The 16,820-nt window shown below is 73.9% G+C and carries 17 protein-coding genes; 6 read left to right on the top strand and 11 right to left on the bottom strand.

Features of this window, described 5'->3' with window-relative positions; genetic code table 11:
* Positions 1-57: 57 nt before the first annotated feature.
* The 3 genes from AB0E05_RS02345 (at position 58) to AB0E05_RS02335 (ending at position 2,448) form a co-directional block, all read left to right on the top strand.
* A complete protein-coding gene (locus tag AB0E05_RS02345) occupies positions 58-1,170 on the top strand; it encodes an ADP-ribosylglycohydrolase family protein (RefSeq protein ID WP_361957403.1) in 1,113 nt (370 codons plus the stop codon).
* Positions 1,171-1,180: 10 nt separating this feature from the next.
* Positions 1,181-1,705 (top strand): NUDIX hydrolase, encoded by a 525-nt coding sequence (locus tag AB0E05_RS02340; protein ID WP_361957400.1) that lies wholly within the window; start codon positions 1,181-1,183, stop codon positions 1,703-1,705.
* A gap of 122 nt (positions 1,706-1,827) precedes the next feature.
* A complete protein-coding gene (locus AB0E05_RS02335; RefSeq protein ID WP_361957397.1) occupies positions 1,828-2,448 on the top strand; it encodes a DUF6506 family protein in 621 nt (206 codons plus the stop codon).
* 28 nt (positions 2,449-2,476) lie between these two features.
* Here the strand turns inward: AB0E05_RS02335 and AB0E05_RS02330 are convergent, their stop codons facing one another.
* The 6 genes from AB0E05_RS02330 to AB0E05_RS02305 all read right to left on the bottom strand — a co-directional run bounded on the left by AB0E05_RS02330 (position 2,477) and on the right by AB0E05_RS02305 (position 8,373).
* Positions 2,477-3,196 carry a Sir2 family NAD-dependent protein deacetylase gene (locus tag AB0E05_RS02330; RefSeq protein WP_361957394.1) on the bottom strand — a complete coding sequence of 240 codons (720 nt, stop codon included), beginning with the start codon at positions 3,194-3,196 and terminating at the stop codon, positions 2,477-2,479.
* A 62-nt stretch (positions 3,197-3,258) separates the two neighbouring features.
* On the bottom strand, positions 3,259-3,747 hold the full coding sequence (locus tag AB0E05_RS02325) for a methylated-DNA--[protein]-cysteine S-methyltransferase (protein WP_361958121.1): 489 nt from the start codon (positions 3,745-3,747) through the stop codon (positions 3,259-3,261).
* A gap of 107 nt (positions 3,748-3,854) precedes the next feature.
* The gene (locus tag AB0E05_RS02320; protein WP_361957391.1) at positions 3,855-5,336 is read right to left on the bottom strand and encodes an AlkA N-terminal domain-containing protein; all 1,482 of its coding nucleotides are present in this window, start codon (positions 5,334-5,336) and stop codon (positions 3,855-3,857) included.
* A 94-nt stretch (positions 5,337-5,430) separates the two neighbouring features.
* On the bottom strand, positions 5,431-5,961 hold the full coding sequence (locus AB0E05_RS02315; protein ID WP_361957388.1) for an O-acetyl-ADP-ribose deacetylase: 531 nt from the start codon (positions 5,959-5,961) through the stop codon (positions 5,431-5,433).
* A gap of 41 nt (positions 5,962-6,002) precedes the next feature.
* Positions 6,003-7,421 (bottom strand): NAD(P)/FAD-dependent oxidoreductase, encoded by a 1,419-nt coding sequence (locus AB0E05_RS02310; protein ID WP_361957385.1) that lies wholly within the window; start codon positions 7,419-7,421, stop codon positions 6,003-6,005.
* A gap of 148 nt (positions 7,422-7,569) precedes the next feature.
* Entirely contained in the window at positions 7,570-8,373 is an 804-nt protein-coding gene (locus AB0E05_RS02305; RefSeq protein ID WP_361957382.1) for an inositol monophosphatase family protein, read from the bottom strand.
* A gap of 172 nt (positions 8,374-8,545) precedes the next feature.
* On the opposite strand from AB0E05_RS02305, the gene AB0E05_RS02300 reads away from it, so the two are divergent.
* Positions 8,546-9,328, top strand: coding sequence for a TIGR02569 family protein (locus AB0E05_RS02300; protein ID WP_361957379.1), 783 nt, complete (start codon positions 8,546-8,548; stop codon positions 9,326-9,328).
* Positions 9,329-9,394: 66 nt separating this feature from the next.
* Here AB0E05_RS02300 and AB0E05_RS02295 read toward each other — a convergent pair whose 3' ends face one another.
* A complete protein-coding gene (locus AB0E05_RS02295) occupies positions 9,395-9,781 on the bottom strand; it encodes a TetR/AcrR family transcriptional regulator C-terminal domain-containing protein (RefSeq protein ID WP_361957376.1) in 387 nt (128 codons plus the stop codon).
* Between the two features lie 65 nt (positions 9,782-9,846).
* On the opposite strand from AB0E05_RS02295, the gene AB0E05_RS02290 reads away from it, so the two are divergent.
* Both AB0E05_RS02290 and AB0E05_RS02285 read left to right on the top strand, forming a co-directional pair.
* Positions 9,847-10,080, top strand: coding sequence for a hypothetical protein (locus AB0E05_RS02290; RefSeq protein WP_361958118.1), 234 nt, complete (start codon positions 9,847-9,849; stop codon positions 10,078-10,080).
* 74 nt (positions 10,081-10,154) lie between these two features.
* Positions 10,155-11,222 carry a biotin/lipoate A/B protein ligase family protein gene (locus AB0E05_RS02285; RefSeq protein ID WP_361957373.1) on the top strand — a complete coding sequence of 356 codons (1,068 nt, stop codon included), beginning with the start codon at positions 10,155-10,157 and terminating at the stop codon, positions 11,220-11,222.
* 66 nt (positions 11,223-11,288) lie between these two features.
* On the opposite strand, the gene AB0E05_RS02280 is transcribed toward AB0E05_RS02285, so the two are convergent.
* The 4 genes from AB0E05_RS02280 to hydA all read right to left on the bottom strand — a co-directional run bounded on the left by AB0E05_RS02280 (position 11,289) and on the right by hydA (position 16,816).
* Positions 11,289-13,316: a serine/threonine-protein kinase gene (locus AB0E05_RS02280; RefSeq protein ID WP_361957370.1), complete on the bottom strand. Its 2,028-nt coding sequence runs from the start codon at positions 13,314-13,316 to the stop codon at positions 11,289-11,291.
* Positions 13,317-13,458: 142 nt separating this feature from the next.
* Positions 13,459-14,334, bottom strand: a complete 876-nt coding sequence (locus AB0E05_RS02275) for a PhzF family phenazine biosynthesis isomerase (RefSeq protein WP_361957367.1) — start codon at positions 14,332-14,334, stop codon at positions 13,459-13,461.
* Between the two features lie 39 nt (positions 14,335-14,373).
* Entirely contained in the window at positions 14,374-15,390 is a 1,017-nt protein-coding gene (locus tag AB0E05_RS02270; RefSeq protein WP_361957364.1) for a TIGR03842 family LLM class F420-dependent oxidoreductase, read from the bottom strand.
* 22 nt (positions 15,391-15,412) lie between these two features.
* Positions 15,413-16,816, bottom strand: coding sequence for a dihydropyrimidinase (gene hydA / locus AB0E05_RS02265; RefSeq protein ID WP_361957361.1), 1,404 nt, complete (start codon positions 16,814-16,816; stop codon positions 15,413-15,415).
* Positions 16,817-16,820 lie beyond the last annotated feature (4 nt).

Raw genomic sequence — 16,820 nt, 5'->3', positions numbered from 1 at the left:
TGAGCGTAGCGGCACGCCCCTGGGACGGTCCGCCCCGCGCGGGGTACAACACCGGGCATGACGGGAGACTTCGAAACGCGTGCGTCGTCGGAGCCGGGCGGGCTGGCCGATCGGGTGCTGGGCGGCTGGCTCGGCCGGGTCGCGGGCAACATGCTCGGCAAACCGGTCGAGCGCGGCGACTACTGGACGCGGGCGCGCATCGACGCCTATCTGCGCCGTACGGACGCGCTCCCCCTGACCGACTACCTGCCCCCGCCGCCGGCGGACGCCGCGCCGGGCGAGTTCGACCTGCGCCGCGAGTGGCCGGAGTGCGTGCGCGGGCGGGTGCACGGCAGTTGCCGGGACGACGACGTGGACTACGCGGTCCTCGGGCTGCACCTGTTGGAGAGCCGCGGCTTCGGGTTCACGACGGAGCAGGTCGGCGAGGTGTGGCTGGAGCGGCTGCCGTACTTGCAGACGTTCACCGCGGAGCGGGTGGCGTACCGCAACCTGGTCGACGGCGTCGTCCCGCCGCTGACGGCCACGCACGACAATCCGTACCAGGAGTGGATCGGCGCCCTGATCCGGGCGGACGTCTTCGGCTGGACCAGCCCCGGCGCCCCGGACCGCGCCGCCGCGCTGGCGCGCCGGGACGCGCTGCTGTCGCACCGGGGGGACGGGGTGCACGGCGCGGTGTGGGCGGCGGCGACGATCGCCGCGGCCTTCACCGCGCCGGGGCCGCGCGCCGCCGTGGAGGCGGGCCTGCGGCAGGTCCCGGGACACAGCCGGTTCGCCCGCACGGTGCGGCACGTGATCGCCCTGCACGAGGCGGGCGCCGGGTGGGAGGAGGCGCTCGCGGAGTCGGAGCAGCGCACCCGCGGACTCGGCTGGATCCACACGGTGCCGAACGTCGCGGTGCTGGCCGCCGGACTGCTGTACGGCGAGGGGGACTTCACCCGCACCATCGCGCTCACGGTCCGCGGCGGCCTGGACACGGACTCCAACGGGGCCACGGCGGGGTCGGTGGCGGGCGTGCTGTGCGGCGCCGCGGCGCTGCCCGCGCAGTGGACGGAGCCCCTGGAGGACCGCTTGCGCAGCGCGGTGTTCGGCTTCGACGGCGCCCGGATCAGCGAGCTGGCGACCCGGACGGTCCGGCTGGCGTTGGAGGACGGGAAGGTGAGCAGCACTTAGGCTGCCCTTCGTGACCCAGGACAACAACAGCGCCAGCCCCAGCGCCGACGACAGCGCGTACGGCGCCTACATCGCTTCCCTGCCCCGTGTGCTCTCCGGAGCGGCGACCCTGCTCCGGGACGCCGAGGGGAAGGTCCTCGTCGTCGAGCCCAACTACCGCGAGGGCTGGGCCCTTCCCGGCGGCACGGTCGAGTCGGACGGCGGCGAGACGCCGCGGGAGGCGGCGCGGCGGGAGACGTTGGAGGAGATCGGGCTGGATGTGGAGCCGGGCAGACTCCTGGCGATCGACTGGGTGCGCGGGCCGTTGCGACCACCGGTCGTCGCCTTCGTGTACGACGGCGGGGTGCTGACGCCGGATCAGCTGTCGGCGATCCGGCTCCAGGAGGACGAGTTGCTGTCGTGGCGGCTGGTCGAGCGGGTGGAACTGGGCGGCTACCTGTTGAAGTCGCTGGGCCATCGGATCACCGCGGCGCTGGAGGCGCTCGACTCGGGCTCCGGGCCGGCGGAGTTGGTGGACGGCCTGCCCAGCGGGTGACCCACCGTCACGCTGGACGGGGCCAACGGGCGGTGATGCTTCGTCATGCGGACACGCAGGGGGCCCGGCGGGTGCCGGGAACAGCCGGATCCCCCTCCGCGTTGTCGCCACCACAGCACCACATGACCGCGTCGCCCCACGAGTCCATGGAGGACACCATGCCCGGAGAGAAGGCGATCATCTTCCGCTCCGACCCTTCGGAGCCCTTGCGGACCGGCCCGGACGGCGCCGTCACGCACGTCCTGACCGCGCCCACGCCGGCCGCCGCTGCGGCGCTGGCGGCGAAGTACGTCGAACGGGGCGTCGACACGGTCGAGTTGTGCGGTGCGACGGGCTATCCGTGGGCCGCGGCGGTTCAGGCCGCGGTGGGCGGCCGGGCCCGGGTGGGCACGGTGCTCTTCGGCTTCGAGTCGCTGCTCGACGTCGCCGACTACAAGCGGCGGGCGTCCGCGGGCGAGGCGCTGCGGGAGCTGTTCCTGTACGTCCAGCCGGGCGCCGACCCGGCCGTGGACCGGTTCGTCCGCTCCGAGGGCGCGTCCACGTCGCAGTTCGTGGCCGTCCCGGAGGCGGCGGCGGGTGCGGCCGTCGCCGCCGAGTTCGCCGACGGCATCCAGCTGATCGAGTTGTACGGCGCGTGGGAAGCGGGGGACGTGGCCGCGGTGATCGAGGCCGTGGGCGAGCGCGTCCCGGTGGGCGTCGTCAGCTATCCGACGCCGTCCCCGGCCGCGCGGCCCGCCGCCTGACGAACCGCCGCGGCGACCGTCCCCGGCATCAGGTCAGCTTGCGCAGGAGTTCGGGCAGGGCCGTGCCGATGGGCTCGCGGACGACCTCGTCGGCGATGGCGTCGTACGGCGTCGGCTCCGCGTTCACGATGGCGACCCGCGCCCCGGCCTCGGCCGCCATCCCCGTCAGGGAGGCCGCCGGCTGCACCTGGAGGCTGGTGCCGACCGCGATGAAGACCTCGCAGGCGCGGGCGATCTCGATCGCCCGGCCGAGGACCGCCGGGTCCAGGGACTGGCCGAACATCACCGTCGCCGACTTCAGGATCCCGCCGCAGACGAGGCACGGCGGGTCCTCTTCGCCCGCCTCGACCCGCGCCAGCGCGTCGGCCATGGGCGAGCGGGCGCCGCACTCGGTGCACAGGGCCGTCCGGGCGGTGCCGTGGAGCTCCAGGACCTTGCGGTCCGGCAGGCCCGCGGCCTGGTGGAGCCCGTCGACGTTCTGGGTGACGACCCGCACCGCCATGCCCGGCCGCCCCGCCAGCTCCACGATCGCGTGGTGCGCCGCGTTCGGCCGCGCGTCCCAGGTGGCGCTGGTGCGCCGCACCTGCCAGGCGCGGCGCCGGATCTCCGGGTCGGACATGTACGCGTCGTAGGTGACCAGCTTCTCGGCCTCCGGGTCACGCCGCCACAGGCCGTTGGGGCCCCGGTAGTCGGGGATGCCGGAGTCGGTGGACACACCGGCGCCGCTGAGGATCGCGACGAGAGTCATACCGGCGACGATAGGCGGCCCGGACGGAGACGGGCGAACGGTTTGTGCTACCGCGACGGCCCTCAGAAGAGCGCCTGGGCAGTGCCGGGCGCGTCGGGCGCCTCGAAGGCCAGCAGCCGCTGCTTGCGGTCGAGCCCGCCGCCGTAGCCGATCAGGCTGCCGGTGGAGCCGATCACCCGGTGGCACGGCACGATGATGCTGACCGGGTTCTTGCCGTTGGCCAGCCCGACCGCGCGGGAGGCGTTCGGGTTGCCGAGGTCGCGGGCGAGTTCGCCGTACGTCCGGGTCTCGCCGTAGGGGATGCGCACCAGTTGCTCCCACACGCGGCGCTGGAAGTCGGTGCCCGCCAGGTTCAGCGGCAGGTCGAACTCGGTCAGCTCGCGGGCGAAGTAGGCGTCGAGCTGGCGGACCACCTCCCCGAAGGGTTCGTCGGCCGGCTCGCCGAACGCCTCCTCGGCGGGGCGGTGGCGCTGGTCGGTCATGTAGAGGCCACTGAGGACGCCGTCGGTGGCGACGAGCGTCAGCGGGCCGTACGGGCTGTCGACGATCATGTGCTGCCTGGTCTGCCTGGTCTGCCTGGTCACTGGGGAGGGTCCTCTGTCTCGCGGGTGCTGCGGTCGTCTCGGGCGGTGGCTGCGGGCCCCGGCGGGCCGGGCCGTCACTCCGGGAGGTGGTTGACGGGGTGGTCGTCGGTGGCCCACAGGTACTGGACCGCGTACGCCCGCCAAGGCCGCCAGCCGACGGCGTGGGCGGTGAGCGCGGCCGGGGTCGCGGGCAGCCCGAGGCCGGCCGCGGCCCGGCGCATGCCGAGGTCGGTGGGGAGGAAGGCGTCCGGGTCGCCGAGCGCGCGCATCGCGATGACCTCGACGGTCCACGGGCCGAAGCCGGGCAGCTCGGCCAGTCGGGCGCGGGTGGCGTCCCAGTCGCTGTCCACCCCGAGCCGCAGCGAGCCGTCGGCGAGCGCGGCGACGAGGGTGGTCAGCGTGGTGCGCCGGGTGCGGGGCAGCGCCAGGGCCCCGGGGTCGAGACCGGCCAGCGCCCCGGAGGTCGGGAAGAGGTGGGTGAGCCCGCCCTCGGGGTCCTCGATCCGCTCGCCGTGCGCGGTGACCAGCCGTGCCGCGTGGGTGCGGGCGGCGGCCGTCGACACCTGCTGCCCGAGCACGGCCCGTACGGCGAACTCGTCGGCGTCCACCGTCCGCGGCACCCGGCGCCCCGGCGCCCGGTCCACCAGGGGCCGCAGCAGGGGGTCCGTGCGCAGGTGGTCGTCGACGGCGACGGGATCGGCGTCCAGGTCCAGCATCCACCGGCACCGGCTGATCGCGATGGTCAGGTCCCGGGCGTCGGTCAGCGAGAGCCGGCAGGCGACGTGGTCGGGCCGCGGGCTCAGGGCGACGACGCCGTGCCCGTACGGGAGGCGCAGCGTGCGCCGGTACGCGCCGTCCCGCCACTCCTCCACCCCGGGCACGGCCGTCGCGGCGAGGTGCCCGAAGAGGTTGCTGGGGTTCAGCGGGCGGCGGAAGGGCAGCCGCAGGGCGATCACGCCCGGGGTCGGCGGGTGCGCCGGGTCGGTGCCGCGCTTCGCGGAGCGGGCCCGCAGCTCGCCGGGGGCCAGGGCGAAGACCTCGCGCACGGTGTCGTTGAAGGTGCGGATGGAGGCGAAGCCGGCGGCGAAGGCGATCTCCGCCATCGGCAGGGCGGTCGTCTCGATCAGCACCCGCGCCGTCTGCGCGCGCTGCGCCCGGGCGAGGGCGAGCGGGCCGGCACCGAGTTCGGCGCGGAGCTGGCGTTCGATCTGGCGGGTGGAGTAGCCGAGCCTGGTCGCCAGGCCCGGGACGCCCTCGCGGTCCACGACCCCGTCCCTGATCAGCCGCATCGCCCGGGCCACGGCGTCCGCGCGGGCGTTCCACTGCGGCGATCCGGGGCTGGTGTCGGGGCGGCAGCGCTTGCAGGCCCGGAAGCCGGCCTGCTGGCAGGCGGCGGCGCTGGGGTAGAAGGTCATGTTCTCCGGCTTGGGCGGCACGACGGGACAGCTGGGACGGCAGTAGATCCGGGTGGTCAGCACGGCGGTGAAGAACCAGCCGTCGAAGCGGGCGTCCTTGGACTGCACGGCGCGCACACAGCGCTCGGTGTCGGTGTGCATGCCTTCAAGGATGAGGCATCCGGCACCCTCGGGCTGGCGAGAAAACGACATGGCCCTTCGTCTGCCGGGACCCCGCCGTTTTGCGTGGGCCGCGTCAGTACCTGGCTGCGAGGGCGGCGCCGAACTCCACGTACGCGTACTCGCCGAAGAGCACGAACCGCACCTCGGCCACCGGCAGCAGGGCCGCCGCCCGCACCGTGCGGACCGCGACGCGGGCGGCGTCGTCCATGGGCCAGCCGTAGGTGCCGGTGGAGATCGCGGGGAAGGCGACGGTCTTGGCGCCGAGCTCCGCCGCGAGCACGAGCGCGTTGCGGTAGCAGGACGCCAGCAGCTCGCTGCGGTCGTGCTCGGGGGACCAGACCGGGCCCGCGGTGTGGATGACGTGCTCCGCGTGGAGCCGGCCCGCGGTGGTCGCCACGGCCTGGCCGGTGGGCAGGCCGCGGCCGTAGTGGGAGGCGCGCAGGGCCCGGCACTCGGCGAGGATCTCGGGTCCGCCGCGCCGGTGGATCGCGCCGTCCACCCCGCCACCGCCCAGCAGCGAGGTGTTGGCGGCGTTGACGATGGCGTCGACGTGCTGCTCGGTGATGTCTCCGCGCACGAGCACGATGGCGGGCTGCTGCGTCATGGCGTCATCATCCCACCGCTCCGGGTGCCCCCGGAGCGATTTCAACCGGTCGCGCGCAGCCGCCGCCAGACGGCCTTGGCGGCCCAGTGGCCGGACATGCCGTGGACCCCGGGGCCCGGCGGCGTGGCCGAGGAGCAGAGGAAGACGGCGGGGTGGGCGGTGGCGTACGGGACGCGGGCCAGCTTGGGGCGCAGCACGGTCTGGAGGCCGGCGTAGGCGCCGCAGGCGATGTCGCCGCCGACGTAGTTGGCGTTGTGGGCGGCGAGCGCGGGCGGCCCGGCGACGGCGCGGGCGAGCACCAGGTCGCGGAACCCGGGGGCGAAGCGCTCCAGTTGGCGCTCGATCACCTCGGTGGCGTCGCCCTCCCAGCGGGCGGGCACGTGTCCGTACGCCCAGAACACGTGCTGGCCCTCGGGCGCCCGGCTCGGGTCGACGAGGGTGGGCTGGGCGGTGATCAGGAACGGTCGCTCCGGCTCGTGCCCGCCGACGGCGGCGGCGAGCGCGGCTGCGATCTCCTCCGCGCTGGGCCCGATGTGCACGGTCCCGGCGGCGCGGGCCTCCGGCGCGGTCCACGGCATCGGCCCGGAGAGCGCGTAGTCGATCTTGAAGGCGGAGGGGCCGTAGCGGTAGCCGTCGTAGGCGCGGCCGAGGCCGGCGATGCGGGCCAGCGCGGTCGGCGAGGTGTCGAAGACGTACGCGCGGGCGGGCGGCAGCTCGTCCAGGCGCTTGACCTCGACCCCGGTGTGGACGGTGCCGCCGAGGGACCGCAGGTAGGAGGCGAGGGCGTCGGAGATCGCCTGGGAGCCGCCGCGCGGCACCGGCCAGCCACGGGCGTGCGCGGCGAGGGCGAACATCAGGGCGATCCCGGTGGTGGCGAGGCCGGAGGTGGGGGCGATGGCGTGCGCGGCGAGGCCGGCGAGCAGCCCGCGGGCCTTCTCGCCGCGGAACCGGCGCGCGGTCCACGTCGCCGGCTGGAGCGCGGTCAGCCCGAAGCGGACGAAGCGGTACGGGTCGCTGGGCAGCCGCTCCCAGGGGGTGCGCAGGAAGTCGGCGGCGACGGAGTCCCAGTGGCCGAGGTAGGGCTCGACGAACCGGCGGTACGCGCCGGCGTCCTCGACGCCGAGGGACATCGCGGTCTGGCCGACGGAGCGGTCGAGCACGGCCGCGGTGCCGTCGGGGAAGGGGTGGGCGAGCGCCAGCTCGGGCTGGAGCCACTCCAGGCCGTACCGGTCGAGCGGCATCGCGGCGAACGCGGGCGATCCGATGCCGAGGGGGTGCACGGCGGAGCACGGGTCGTGCCGGAACCCGGGGAGGGTCAGCTCTTCGGTGCGCGCTCCGCCGCCGATGGACTCCCGGGCCTCGAAGACGGCGACGGAGAAGCCGCGCCGGGCCAGTTCGACGGCGGCCGTCAGTCCGTTGGGGCCCGCTCCCACGACGACGGCATCGAGCATCGGCGGCACTTCGGACTCCTTCGTCGACCGAGGACAGCGACCTCAGGATATTCCGGCTCCCTCGGGCGCCCCAAGGGGCTCTCGTGATAATCGGGCGACCGGTGCGGACCGACGGGCGCCGCCGAAGGCCGACGGCGGGTCCGCACGGCCCTGACCGTCAGCCCCGGCCGGCGGTCAGGGCCGTGCGGACGCGCCGGGCCGTGTCCGCGTCGCGCGCCGCGGTGAAGGGGAGCTGGTTCCCGCCGCCGATGCGGAAGGGGGACCCGTCGAGGGTGAGGTGCGCCCCGCCCGCCTCGGTGACCAGCAGCAGGCCTGCGGCGTGGTCCCAGGCGTACTCCCAGGAGAAGGCGACGGCGTCCAGCTGTCCGCGGGCGATCGCCAGGTACTCCATGCCGGCGGAGCCGCAGGGGCGGGCGCGGATGCCGGGGACGTCGAGGCCGAGGAGGGCCTCCTTCTGCGCGGGGGTGGTGAAGTCGGGGTGGGACATGGCGACCGTGAGGTCCGCGCCCGGGGAGGGGGCGCCGGCGTGCAGGAGCGCGCCGTTGAGGCGGGCGCCGCCGCCGCGCACCGCGGTGGCGAGTTCGCCGAGGACGGGGGCGAACGTCCAGGAAGCGAGGAGTTCGCCGCGGTGCGCGAGGGCCACGAGAGTGCAGAAGCGGTCCTCGCCACGGACGAACTGCCGCGTGCCGTCGACCGGGTCGACGATCCAGACGGGTGCGTCGCCGCGGACCGCGTCGTACACCGCGGGGTCGGCGGTGACGGCTTCCTCGCCGACGACGACGGAGCCGGGCAGGATCGCGGTCAGGGCTGCGGTGAGGTGCTTCTCGGCCAGTTGGTCCGCGATGGTCACCAGGTCGTGCGGGCCGGTCTTCTGGACGATCTCGTCCGCGGCCAGTTGGCGGTGCCGGGGCATGATCTCGGCGGCGGCGGCCTCGCGGATCGCTTCCTCGACGTCGGACATCTTTCCGGAAAGCACATGATGCGTCACCCGTCCAGCTAAGCACGACGGCGCTGCTGACCTGCGCCGGGGCCCGGTGCTCGCTTCCCGCAGCGGTGGCGGGAGCTGCGCGAGCGAGGGGCCGAGGGGAAAAACCGCAGGCCCGACGCCCGTGCAGCAACTAGCCTGCGGAAACGTGGACCGATTCGGCGCCCCCTCCCCCGCGGTGCTCTCCTCCTTCGGCGCGCATGACGCCGCCGTGCCGCTGCCGGGCGGGCAGGGCACGACCTGGCGCGCCGGTGGGGTCGTGCTCAAGCCCGCCGCTTCGGCCGAGACTGCTTGGCGCGCGGGCGTCCTGCGGCACGTGTCCGAAGACGCGGGCTTCCGCGTCGCCCGTCCCCTGCCGGCGGCCGACGGTTCCTGGTCGAAGGGCGGCTGGGAGGCGTGGGCGCTGGTCGGAGGCGCGCCCGATCCGCACCGGGCGGACGACGTGGTGCGCGCCGGCGAGGCGTTCCACGTGGCGATCGCCGGGCTGCCGCGCCCGCACTTCCTGGACGTACGGGACCACCCCTGGGCGCGGGCGGACCGGCTGGCCTGGGGCGAGCGGGAGCTGACGCCCGACGCTCCGGGAGCGGACCTGCTGACCCCGCTGCTGGCGGCGCGCGAGCCGGTGTCCGTCCCGGCGCAGTTGGTCCACGGGGACCTGCTGGGCAATGTGCTGTTCGCGCCGGGGCGACCGCCCGCGGTCATCGACTGGGCGCCCTACTGGCGGCCGGCGGCCTGGGCGTCGGCGGTGGTCGTGGTGGACGCGGTGTGCTGGTGGGGCGCCGAGCGGTCGCTGGTGGAGCGCTGGTCGCACCTGCCGCAGTGGCGGCAGATGCTGGTCCGCGCGCTGGTGTTCCGGATCGCGACGCACTCCGAGCCGCTGACGACGGCGGAGCGGGACGCGTACGCGAAGGCGTGTGCCTGGGTGCTGTGAGTGCGTGAGGGGCGCCCAGGGCCCCTCTCAGGCCCTGTGGGGTCCGCAGGCTTGGCCGGGGCGTCGTCAGCCCGCCGTCGGGGCGTGCCGCTGCCGCCGCGCCGCGAGGCCGTCGACCAACAGGTCGAGCCCGAAGGCGAACTGCGGTGCGAAGTCCAGGCTGGTGAAGGTGGCCGTCAGATGGGGGTAGTCCCCCGCCCCCACCGCCTCGACCAGCACGGCCGGGCCGAGCGCCCCGGCGTCCGACGGGTCCACCGCGACCTGCTCCTCCAGGGTGTGCCCCACCGTGTACTGGGTGACCGCGAGCAGGGCCCGGGCCGCCTCCTCGTCGCTGAACCCGGCGGTGCGCAGCAGCCCGGCCGCGGACGGGCCCGCCGGCGGCCCGCAGCCGGACGTCCTGGTCGGCCGACGGATGCCGGACGTGGACGTGACCGTCGAAGGCTCCGCCGCCACCCGGGTGTACCAACTGTTCGCCCCGGGTCGTTTCGTCCTGCTGGACCTCACCGGGGGGGCGGGGCCTGCGCGAGGACGTCACGGCGGGTTGGGCCGGGCGCGTGGACACCGCCGTCGTCGACGAGTGCGCCGCCCATCCGGAGCTGACGGGCGCCAGCGAGGTCCTGGTGCGCCCCGACGGACACGTGGCCTGGGTGCACCGCGGCGCCGACGCCCCCGCCCGCCGCGCCGGCCGCGCCCGGGCCCTCGCCACCTGGGCGGGCCGGCCGGCGGAAGGATCGGCCGCCGCCGGTTGTTGACCCGTGCGGTTAGCGTTGGTCCGCAGGGACCGGGCAACGGTCCGGTCGCGGCGCCTGACAGGCGGAGGAGTACGGTGCACGGCGAATACAAGGTCCCGGGCGGCAAGCTGGTCGTCGTCGACCTCGACCTCGACGACGGAGGACGACTCAAGGACGTCCGGGTGAGCGGGGACTTCTTCCTGGAGCCCGACGACGCCATCGAGCGGATCGACTCCGCCCTGGAGGGCGCCCCCTCGGACACCGACACCGCCGGCCTCAGGGCCCGCATCGAGGGTGCGCTGCCCCCGTCGGCGATCCTCTTCGGCTTCACCGCCGAGGGCGTGGCGATCGCCGTGCGCCGGGCGCTGGCCCAGGCCACGGAGTGGAGCGACTACGACTGGCAGCTCATCCACGAGCCCCCGCAGCCGCCCGCCCTCCACATGGCGCTGGACGAAGTGATCACCGCCGAGGTGGCGGCCGGCCGACGGCCCCCGACGCTGCGCGTCTGGCAGTGGGACTCCCCCGCCGTCGTCATCGGCAGCTTCCAGTCCCTGCGCAACGAGGTGGACCCCGAGGGCGCGGCCCGCCACGGCGTGATCGTGGTGCGCCGCATCTCGGGCGGCGGCGCGATGTTCGTGGAGCCGAAGAGCACCATCACGTACTCCCTGTCCGTGCCCGAGGCCATGGTCTCCGGCCTCTCCTTCGCGGACTCCTACGCCTACCTCGACGACTGGGTCCTCGGCGCCCTCGGCGACATGGGCATCCGCGCCTGGTACCAGCCGCTGAACGACATCGCGACCGAGGTCGGCAAGGTCGCCGGCGCGGCCCAGAAGCGCATGGTCGGCCCGGACGGCGGCCCCGGCGCGGTGCTGCACCACGTGACGATGTCGTACGACATCGACGCCGACAAGATGACCGAGGTGCTCCGCATCGGCCGGGAGAAGCTCTCCGACAAGGGCACCAAGAGCGCGAAGAAGCGCGTCGACCCGCTGCGCCGTCAGACGGGCCTGCCGCGCGAGGCCGTCATCGAGCGCATGGTCGAGTCCTTCCGCAGCCGCTACGGCCTGGCGGAGGGCCGGCTCACCGCGGACGAACTGGCCCGCGCCCAGGAGCTGGTGCGCACCAAGTTCGCCAGCGAGGAGTGGACCAGCCGCGTCCCGTAGCGGCTGGGCCTACCGACGTACGCTCCCGCGGGGCGTACGTCGGGCAGGCGACCGCCGCCGACTTCCTCAGTACCCCTTGCACTCCGTCGGGTCCGGGGCGCCCGGCGGGTTCTTGATGCCGATCAGATCCGCCAGGTTCTTCCGGTACATCAGCTCCCAGCCCGCCTTGTCCGCCAGGACCTTCCGCACCGCGGAGCACACCTCGGCCTTCAGGACCGGCTGCCCGGGGAGCATCGCCACGCCGTAGTCCTCCGTGCCCTTGATGTTGTCCAGCCGTCGCACCTTCCCCGGGTTCTTCTTCGCGTACCCCGCGAGGATGACGTCGTCCGAGGCCACCGCGTAGACGTCGGTGCGCTTGTCCAACAGCTGCTCCAGACAGCGCTGGTAGGTGGCCGGCGGCGACTTCATCATGGTGAAGCCGAGGTCGGGCAGCACCGTCCCGTACGTCGAGTCCCGGGCGGTGCACACCTCCACGCCCTCCTTCTTCAGGTCGCTGGAGTCGTTGATCGTGTACTTGCTCGACTTCTCGCGCACCAGGAACCCCCGGCCCGCCGTGTAGTACGGGCCGGCGAAGTCGACCTCGCGGTCCTTCCTGATGCTGTACGAGGCGATGACGAGGTCCACCGACTTGTTCTTCAGGTAGCTGCTGCGGTTCTCGGTGGTGACCGGGACGAGTTCGACGTCGTCCCTGTTCGTGTACCCCATGTGATGGGCGACCGCGTAGGCCACGTCGATGTCGTAGCCCGCGTACGCGTCCTTCTCCCCCTTCACCCGCTCGCTCAGGCCCGGTTGGTCGTCCTTGACGCCGATCCGCAGCTTGGGGTGCGTTTGCTTCCACGTCTGCGTCGCGGCGCCGCCGCCCCGGCCGTCCGAGCCGGTGGCGCTGCCGTCCTTGTCCTTCTCGCCCGCGTCGGAGCCGTTCGTCACGAACCAGCCGGCGGTGGCCAGCAGCACCGCGCACAGGGCCGCCGCCAGCGCCTTCGGTCTCTTCCTCAGGGCGGACCGCAGGCGATTGCCCGCGGGCTCCGCGGGCGGCGGGGCGGGCCGAGACCGCTCGGCGGAACCGGTGCCCCTCGGCTCGGGTTCCGATCCGTGCACGGGCGCCGGCGGCGTCACCGCTTTGGCCGGGGTCGGGGGCGGCGGGGCGGCCAACACCTCGCGCAGCATCGCGTCCGCCGTGGCCGCGTCCAGGCGCTCGTGGGGATCCGGGTGCAACAGCCCCTGGATCACCGGGGTGAGGGGGCCGGCGTACTGCAGGGTCGGGTGCGGCGACTCCAGGATGCTCTGCTGGACCTCCCAGACCTCGCTGCCGGCGAAGGGGAGGCGGCCCTCCACCATCTGGTACAGCGTGATGCCCAGCGCCCACAGGTCGGAGGCGGGGGTGGGGCCGCGGGAGCCGGGGGCGAAGAGTTCGGGCGCCATGTACGGGGGCGTGCCGATGACGCTGCCGGACCGGGTCAAGGGGGTCGCGCCCTCGAACGTCGCGATCCCGAAGTCCACCAGGATCACGTGCCCGTCGTCCCTGACCAACACGTTGCCCGGCTTCACGTCGCGGTGGACGACCGACTCCGCGTGCACCGCGGCCAAGCCCTTGAGGATCTGGTGGCCGATGTGCGCCGCCCTCGGCACGGCGAGCACCTGCTGCGCGCGCAGCAGGGACGCGAGCGACCCGGCGTCGAGCAGCTTCATCACGATCCAGACCTGGTTGTCGGTCTCGACCTGGTCGTGGACCGTCACCACGTTCGGATGCTCGATCTTGGCGATCGCCTCCGCCTCCCGGCGCGCCCGCGCCATGGCGGCGGCCTGGGTGTCAGCGGTCATCGCGTTCCGGTCGAGCAGCCCCTTGACGGCGACGAATCGGCGCAGCCGCAGGTCACGGGCCTTCCACACCTCGCCCATGCCGCCGCTGCCGACCGGCTCCAGCAGCTCGTAACGGCCCTCGATCACCACATTGGGGCGGTCGGGCGCGGGTGCTTCGTCGGGCTGAGTCCGGGGCCACCGCTGCGTCGCCCCGGATTCCGCGTTCTGAGGGGAGTTCCCCGCCCGGCGGTCGTCGGCTCCACCGCTGGCCCCGGCCCTGTCTTCACCTTGCATGTGCCCCCCTTGCTACCTGGACCAGGCAAACAGTAGACGCTCAGTCAAAGGGGCGCAGAGAGAGGTGAGATGAAGGTTCCCGAGGAACTGGGCGACACCGTGGGGACACCTCGTCCGCTCGACGTTCCCCCTTGGCCGGCGCTCAGCCGATGCGCGCCCCCGCGCCGCTGACGCGGACGCGCGCATCGCCCGCGCGCAGCGTCACCGTCAACTCGCCGGGGCGGCCCAGGTCCTCGCCCTGGTGCAGGGTGAGGACGGCGTCCGCGGGGACCAGGCCCAGCTCACGGGCGTACGCACCGAACGCGGCAGCCGCGGCGCCGGTCGCCGGGTCCTCGACGACGCCGCCGACGGGGAACGGGTCACGGACGTGGAAGACGGTCGCCGACTCCCGCCACACCAACTGGAGGGTGGTCAGGTCCAGACGGTGCATCAGCGCTTCGAGGCGCGCGAAGTCGTAACTGAGGTCCGCGAGGCGCGCGCGGGTGGCCGCCGCGAGGACGAGGTGGCGGGCGCCGGCGAACGCGACCCGGGGCGGGAAGGCCGCATCGAGGTCGGCGGCCGGCCAGCCGAGCGCGGCGAGCGCCTCCGTCAGGTCGGCGTCGGCGATCTCCTCGACGGACGGCTCGACGCTGGTGAGCGTGGCCCGGACCGTCCCGCCCTCCTCGGTCACCTCGACCGGCACGGTGCCGGCGCGCGTCGCGAACACCAGCTTCCCGGGGCCCGTTCGCTCGGCGAGGGCGACGGCGGTCGCGACGGTGGCGTGCCCGCAGAACGGCACCTCGGCCCTGGGGCTGAAGTAGCGGATGCCGTACGCCCGCTCCTCCCCGTCGCCGAGGCCCGTGGGGGGTGCGGTCAGGAACGCGGACTCCGAGTACCCGAGGTCGGCGGCGACGGCCAGCATGTCGCCGTCGTCGAGGCCGGTGGCGTCCAGGACGACGCCCGCGGGGTTCCCGCCGTCGGGGTCGCTGGAGAAGGCGGTGTACCGCAGGACCTCGGGCCGGGGCGCGTTCGTCGTCATGCTGGTGGCAACCGGGGACGGTCCCGCCGCTATTCCTGGTCAGGTGTTGACGGCTGGGATGACCTGGTCGCCGTAGACGTCGACGACGTGCTCCCGGGCGTCGTGCATGGCGTAGACGGCGAACTGGTCGACGCCGAGGTCCCGCAGGGCGCGGAGCTTTTCGACGTGGGCCCCGACGGGGCCCACGAGGCAGAAGCGGTCCACGATCTCGTCGGGGACGAAGTCGGTGTCGGGGTTCCCGGCGCGGCCGTGGTGGCGGTAGTCGTAGCCGTGCCGGTCCTTGATGTACGCGGTCAGCTCGTCGGGGACCATCGACGAGTGCTCGCCGTACTTGGCCACCAGGTCGGCCACGTGGTTGCCGACCATGCCGCCGAACCAGCGGCACTGGTCCCGGGCGTGGGCCAGGGCCCCGGGCGAGTCGTCGGCGGTGACGTAGGCGGGGGCGGCGACGCAGACGGTGAGCGCGGCGGGGTCACGGCCGGCGTCGGCGGCGGCCCGACGGACGGCCTTGACCATCCACTCGGTGAGGAAGGGGTCGGCGAGCTGGAGGATGAACCCGTCCGCCCGCTGCCCGGCCAGGGCCAGCGCCTTCGGCCCGTACGCCGCCATCCACACCGGCAGCCGGCCGTCCTCGATCCACGGGATGCGCAGTCGGGTGCCGTCCACCTCCGCCTCGCGGCCCTCCGCGAGGTCGCGGATCACCTCGATGGCCTCGCCGAGGCGGGCCAGGGTGTTCGGCCGGCGCCCGGCGACCCGCATCGCGGAGTCGCCGCGCCCGATGCCGCAGACGGTGCGGTTGCCGTACATGTCGTTCAGGGTGGCGAAGGTGGACGCGGTCACCTCCCAGGTGCGGGTGCCCGGGTTGGTCACCATCGGCCCCACGACCAGCCGCTGCGTCTCGGCCAGGATCCGGCTGTGGATGACGAACGGCTCCTGCCACAGCACTGCCGAGTCGAAGGTCCAGCCGTAGCCGAAGCCCTTGCCCTCGGCGCGGCGCATGAGGTCCACCACCTGCGAGGCGGGCGGGTCGGTTTGCAAGACGAGTCCGAAGTCCATGCCGGCGGCTCCTTACGTCCACTTACAGGTACTGGCAGATGGAGCGGGGGACGAACGTGCCGTGGCCGGCGCGACCGGTGTACTCGCCGCGGTCGACGACCAGTTCGCCGCGGGACAGGACGGTGTCGACGCGTCCGGTGATCCGCCTGCCCTCGTACGCCGAGTAGTCCACGTTCATGTGGTGCGTCCGGGCGGAGATGACCTGCTCGGCGTGCGGATCGTAGAGGACCACGTCGGCGTCGGCCCCCGGCGCGATGGTGCCCTTCTGCGGATAGAGGCCGAACATCCGGGCCGGGGCCGCACAGGCGATCTCGATCCAGCGCCGACGACTGATGTGCCCGTCCACCACGGCCTGGTGGAGCAGGTCCATGCGGTGCTCCACCCCCGGCAGCCCGTTGGGGATCTTGGAGAAGTCCCCGCGGCCCAGCTCCTTCTGCCCGCGGAAGCAGAACGGGCAGTGGTCGGTGGAGACCACCTGGAGGTCGTCTCTGCGCAGCCCCCGCCACAGCGCCGCCTGGTGCTCGCGGGGGCGCAGCGGGGTGGAGCAGACGTACTTGGCGCCCTCGAAGGCGGGTTCCGCGAGGTTGTCGGTGGACAGGAACAGGTACTGCGGGCAGGTCTCCCCGAAGACCGGCAGGCCCTTGTGCCGAGCGGCGGCCAGCTCCTCCACCGCCTCCTGCGCCGAGACGTGGACGACGTACAGCGGGGCGCCCGCGACCCTCGCGAGCTGGATGGCGCGGTGGGTGGCCTCGGCCTCCAGCAGCACCTTGCGGACCTCGCCGTGGTGGCGCGGGTCGGTCTCGCCGCGCGCGAGGGCCTGTTCGACGAGCACGTCGATGGCGATGCCGTTCTCGGCGTGCATCATGATCAGCCCGCCGTTGTCCGAGGCCCGCTGCATGGCGCGCAGGATCTGCCCGTCGTCCGAGTAGAAGACGCCCGGATAGGCCATGAACAGCTTGAACGAGGTCACGCCGTGTTCGACGAGTCGGTCCATCTCCTTGAGGGTGCGCTCGTTGACGTCCGACACGATCATGTGGAACGCGTAGTCGACGGCGCACTTTCCGTCGGCCTTCTTGTACCAGGCGTCCAGGCCCGCCCGCAGCGAGTGGCCCTGCGACTGCACCGCGAAGTCGACGATCGTCGTCGTGCCGCCCCAGGCCGCGGCCCGTGTCCCGGTCTCGAACGTGTCCGAAGCGAAGGTGCCGCCGAACGGCAGCTCCATGTGGGTGTGCGCGTCGACCCCGCCCGGGATGACGTACTTGTGGGAGGCGTCGATGACGCGGTCGGCCGTCCAGCCCTGTGCGACGGAGGAGCCGTGCGCGGCGAGCGCGGCGATGCGACCGTCCTCCACCAGGACGTCGGCGTGGGTCTCCTCCGCCGCGGTGACGACCAGACCGCCGCGGATCAGGGTGCGGGTGCTGCTCATGGCT

This window comes from Streptomyces sp. NPDC048057 (assembly GCF_040653095.1).
Lineage (GTDB): Bacteria > Actinomycetota > Actinomycetes > Streptomycetales > Streptomycetaceae > Streptomyces.
Note: the sequence above shows the minus strand (reverse complement) of the source record. Positions and strands in the feature narration are given on the sequence as shown.

Coding starts and splice junctions, on each gene's coding strand:
- AB0E05_RS02345 (WP_361957403.1), top strand. CDS start 58: ATGACGGGAGACTTCGAAACGCGTGCGTCGTCGGAGCCGGGCGGGCTG.
- AB0E05_RS02335 (WP_361957397.1), top strand. CDS start 1,828: ATGACCGCGTCGCCCCACGAGTCCATGGAGGACACCATGCCCGGAGAG.
- AB0E05_RS02330 (WP_361957394.1), bottom strand. CDS start 3,196: ATGACTCTCGTCGCGATCCTCAGCGGCGCCGGTGTGTCCACCGACTCC.
- AB0E05_RS02325 (WP_361958121.1), bottom strand. CDS start 3,747: ATGATCGTCGACAGCCCGTACGGCCCGCTGACGCTCGTCGCCACCGAC.
- AB0E05_RS02320 (WP_361957391.1), bottom strand. CDS start 5,336: ATGCACACCGACACCGAGCGCTGTGTGCGCGCCGTGCAGTCCAAGGAC.
- AB0E05_RS02315 (WP_361957388.1), bottom strand. CDS start 5,961: ATGACGCAGCAGCCCGCCATCGTGCTCGTGCGCGGAGACATCACCGAG.
- AB0E05_RS02305 (WP_361957382.1), bottom strand. CDS start 8,373: ATGTCCGACGTCGAGGAAGCGATCCGCGAGGCCGCCGCCGCCGAGATC.
- AB0E05_RS02280 (WP_361957370.1), bottom strand. CDS start 13,316: ATGCAAGGTGAAGACAGGGCCGGGGCCAGCGGTGGAGCCGACGACCGC.
- AB0E05_RS02275 (WP_361957367.1), bottom strand. CDS start 14,334: ATGACGACGAACGCGCCCCGGCCCGAGGTCCTGCGGTACACCGCCTTC.
- AB0E05_RS02270 (WP_361957364.1), bottom strand. CDS start 15,390: ATGGACTTCGGACTCGTCTTGCAAACCGACCCGCCCGCCTCGCAGGTG.
- hydA (WP_361957361.1), bottom strand. CDS start 16,816: ATGAGCAGCACCCGCACCCTGATCCGCGGCGGTCTGGTCGTCACCGCG.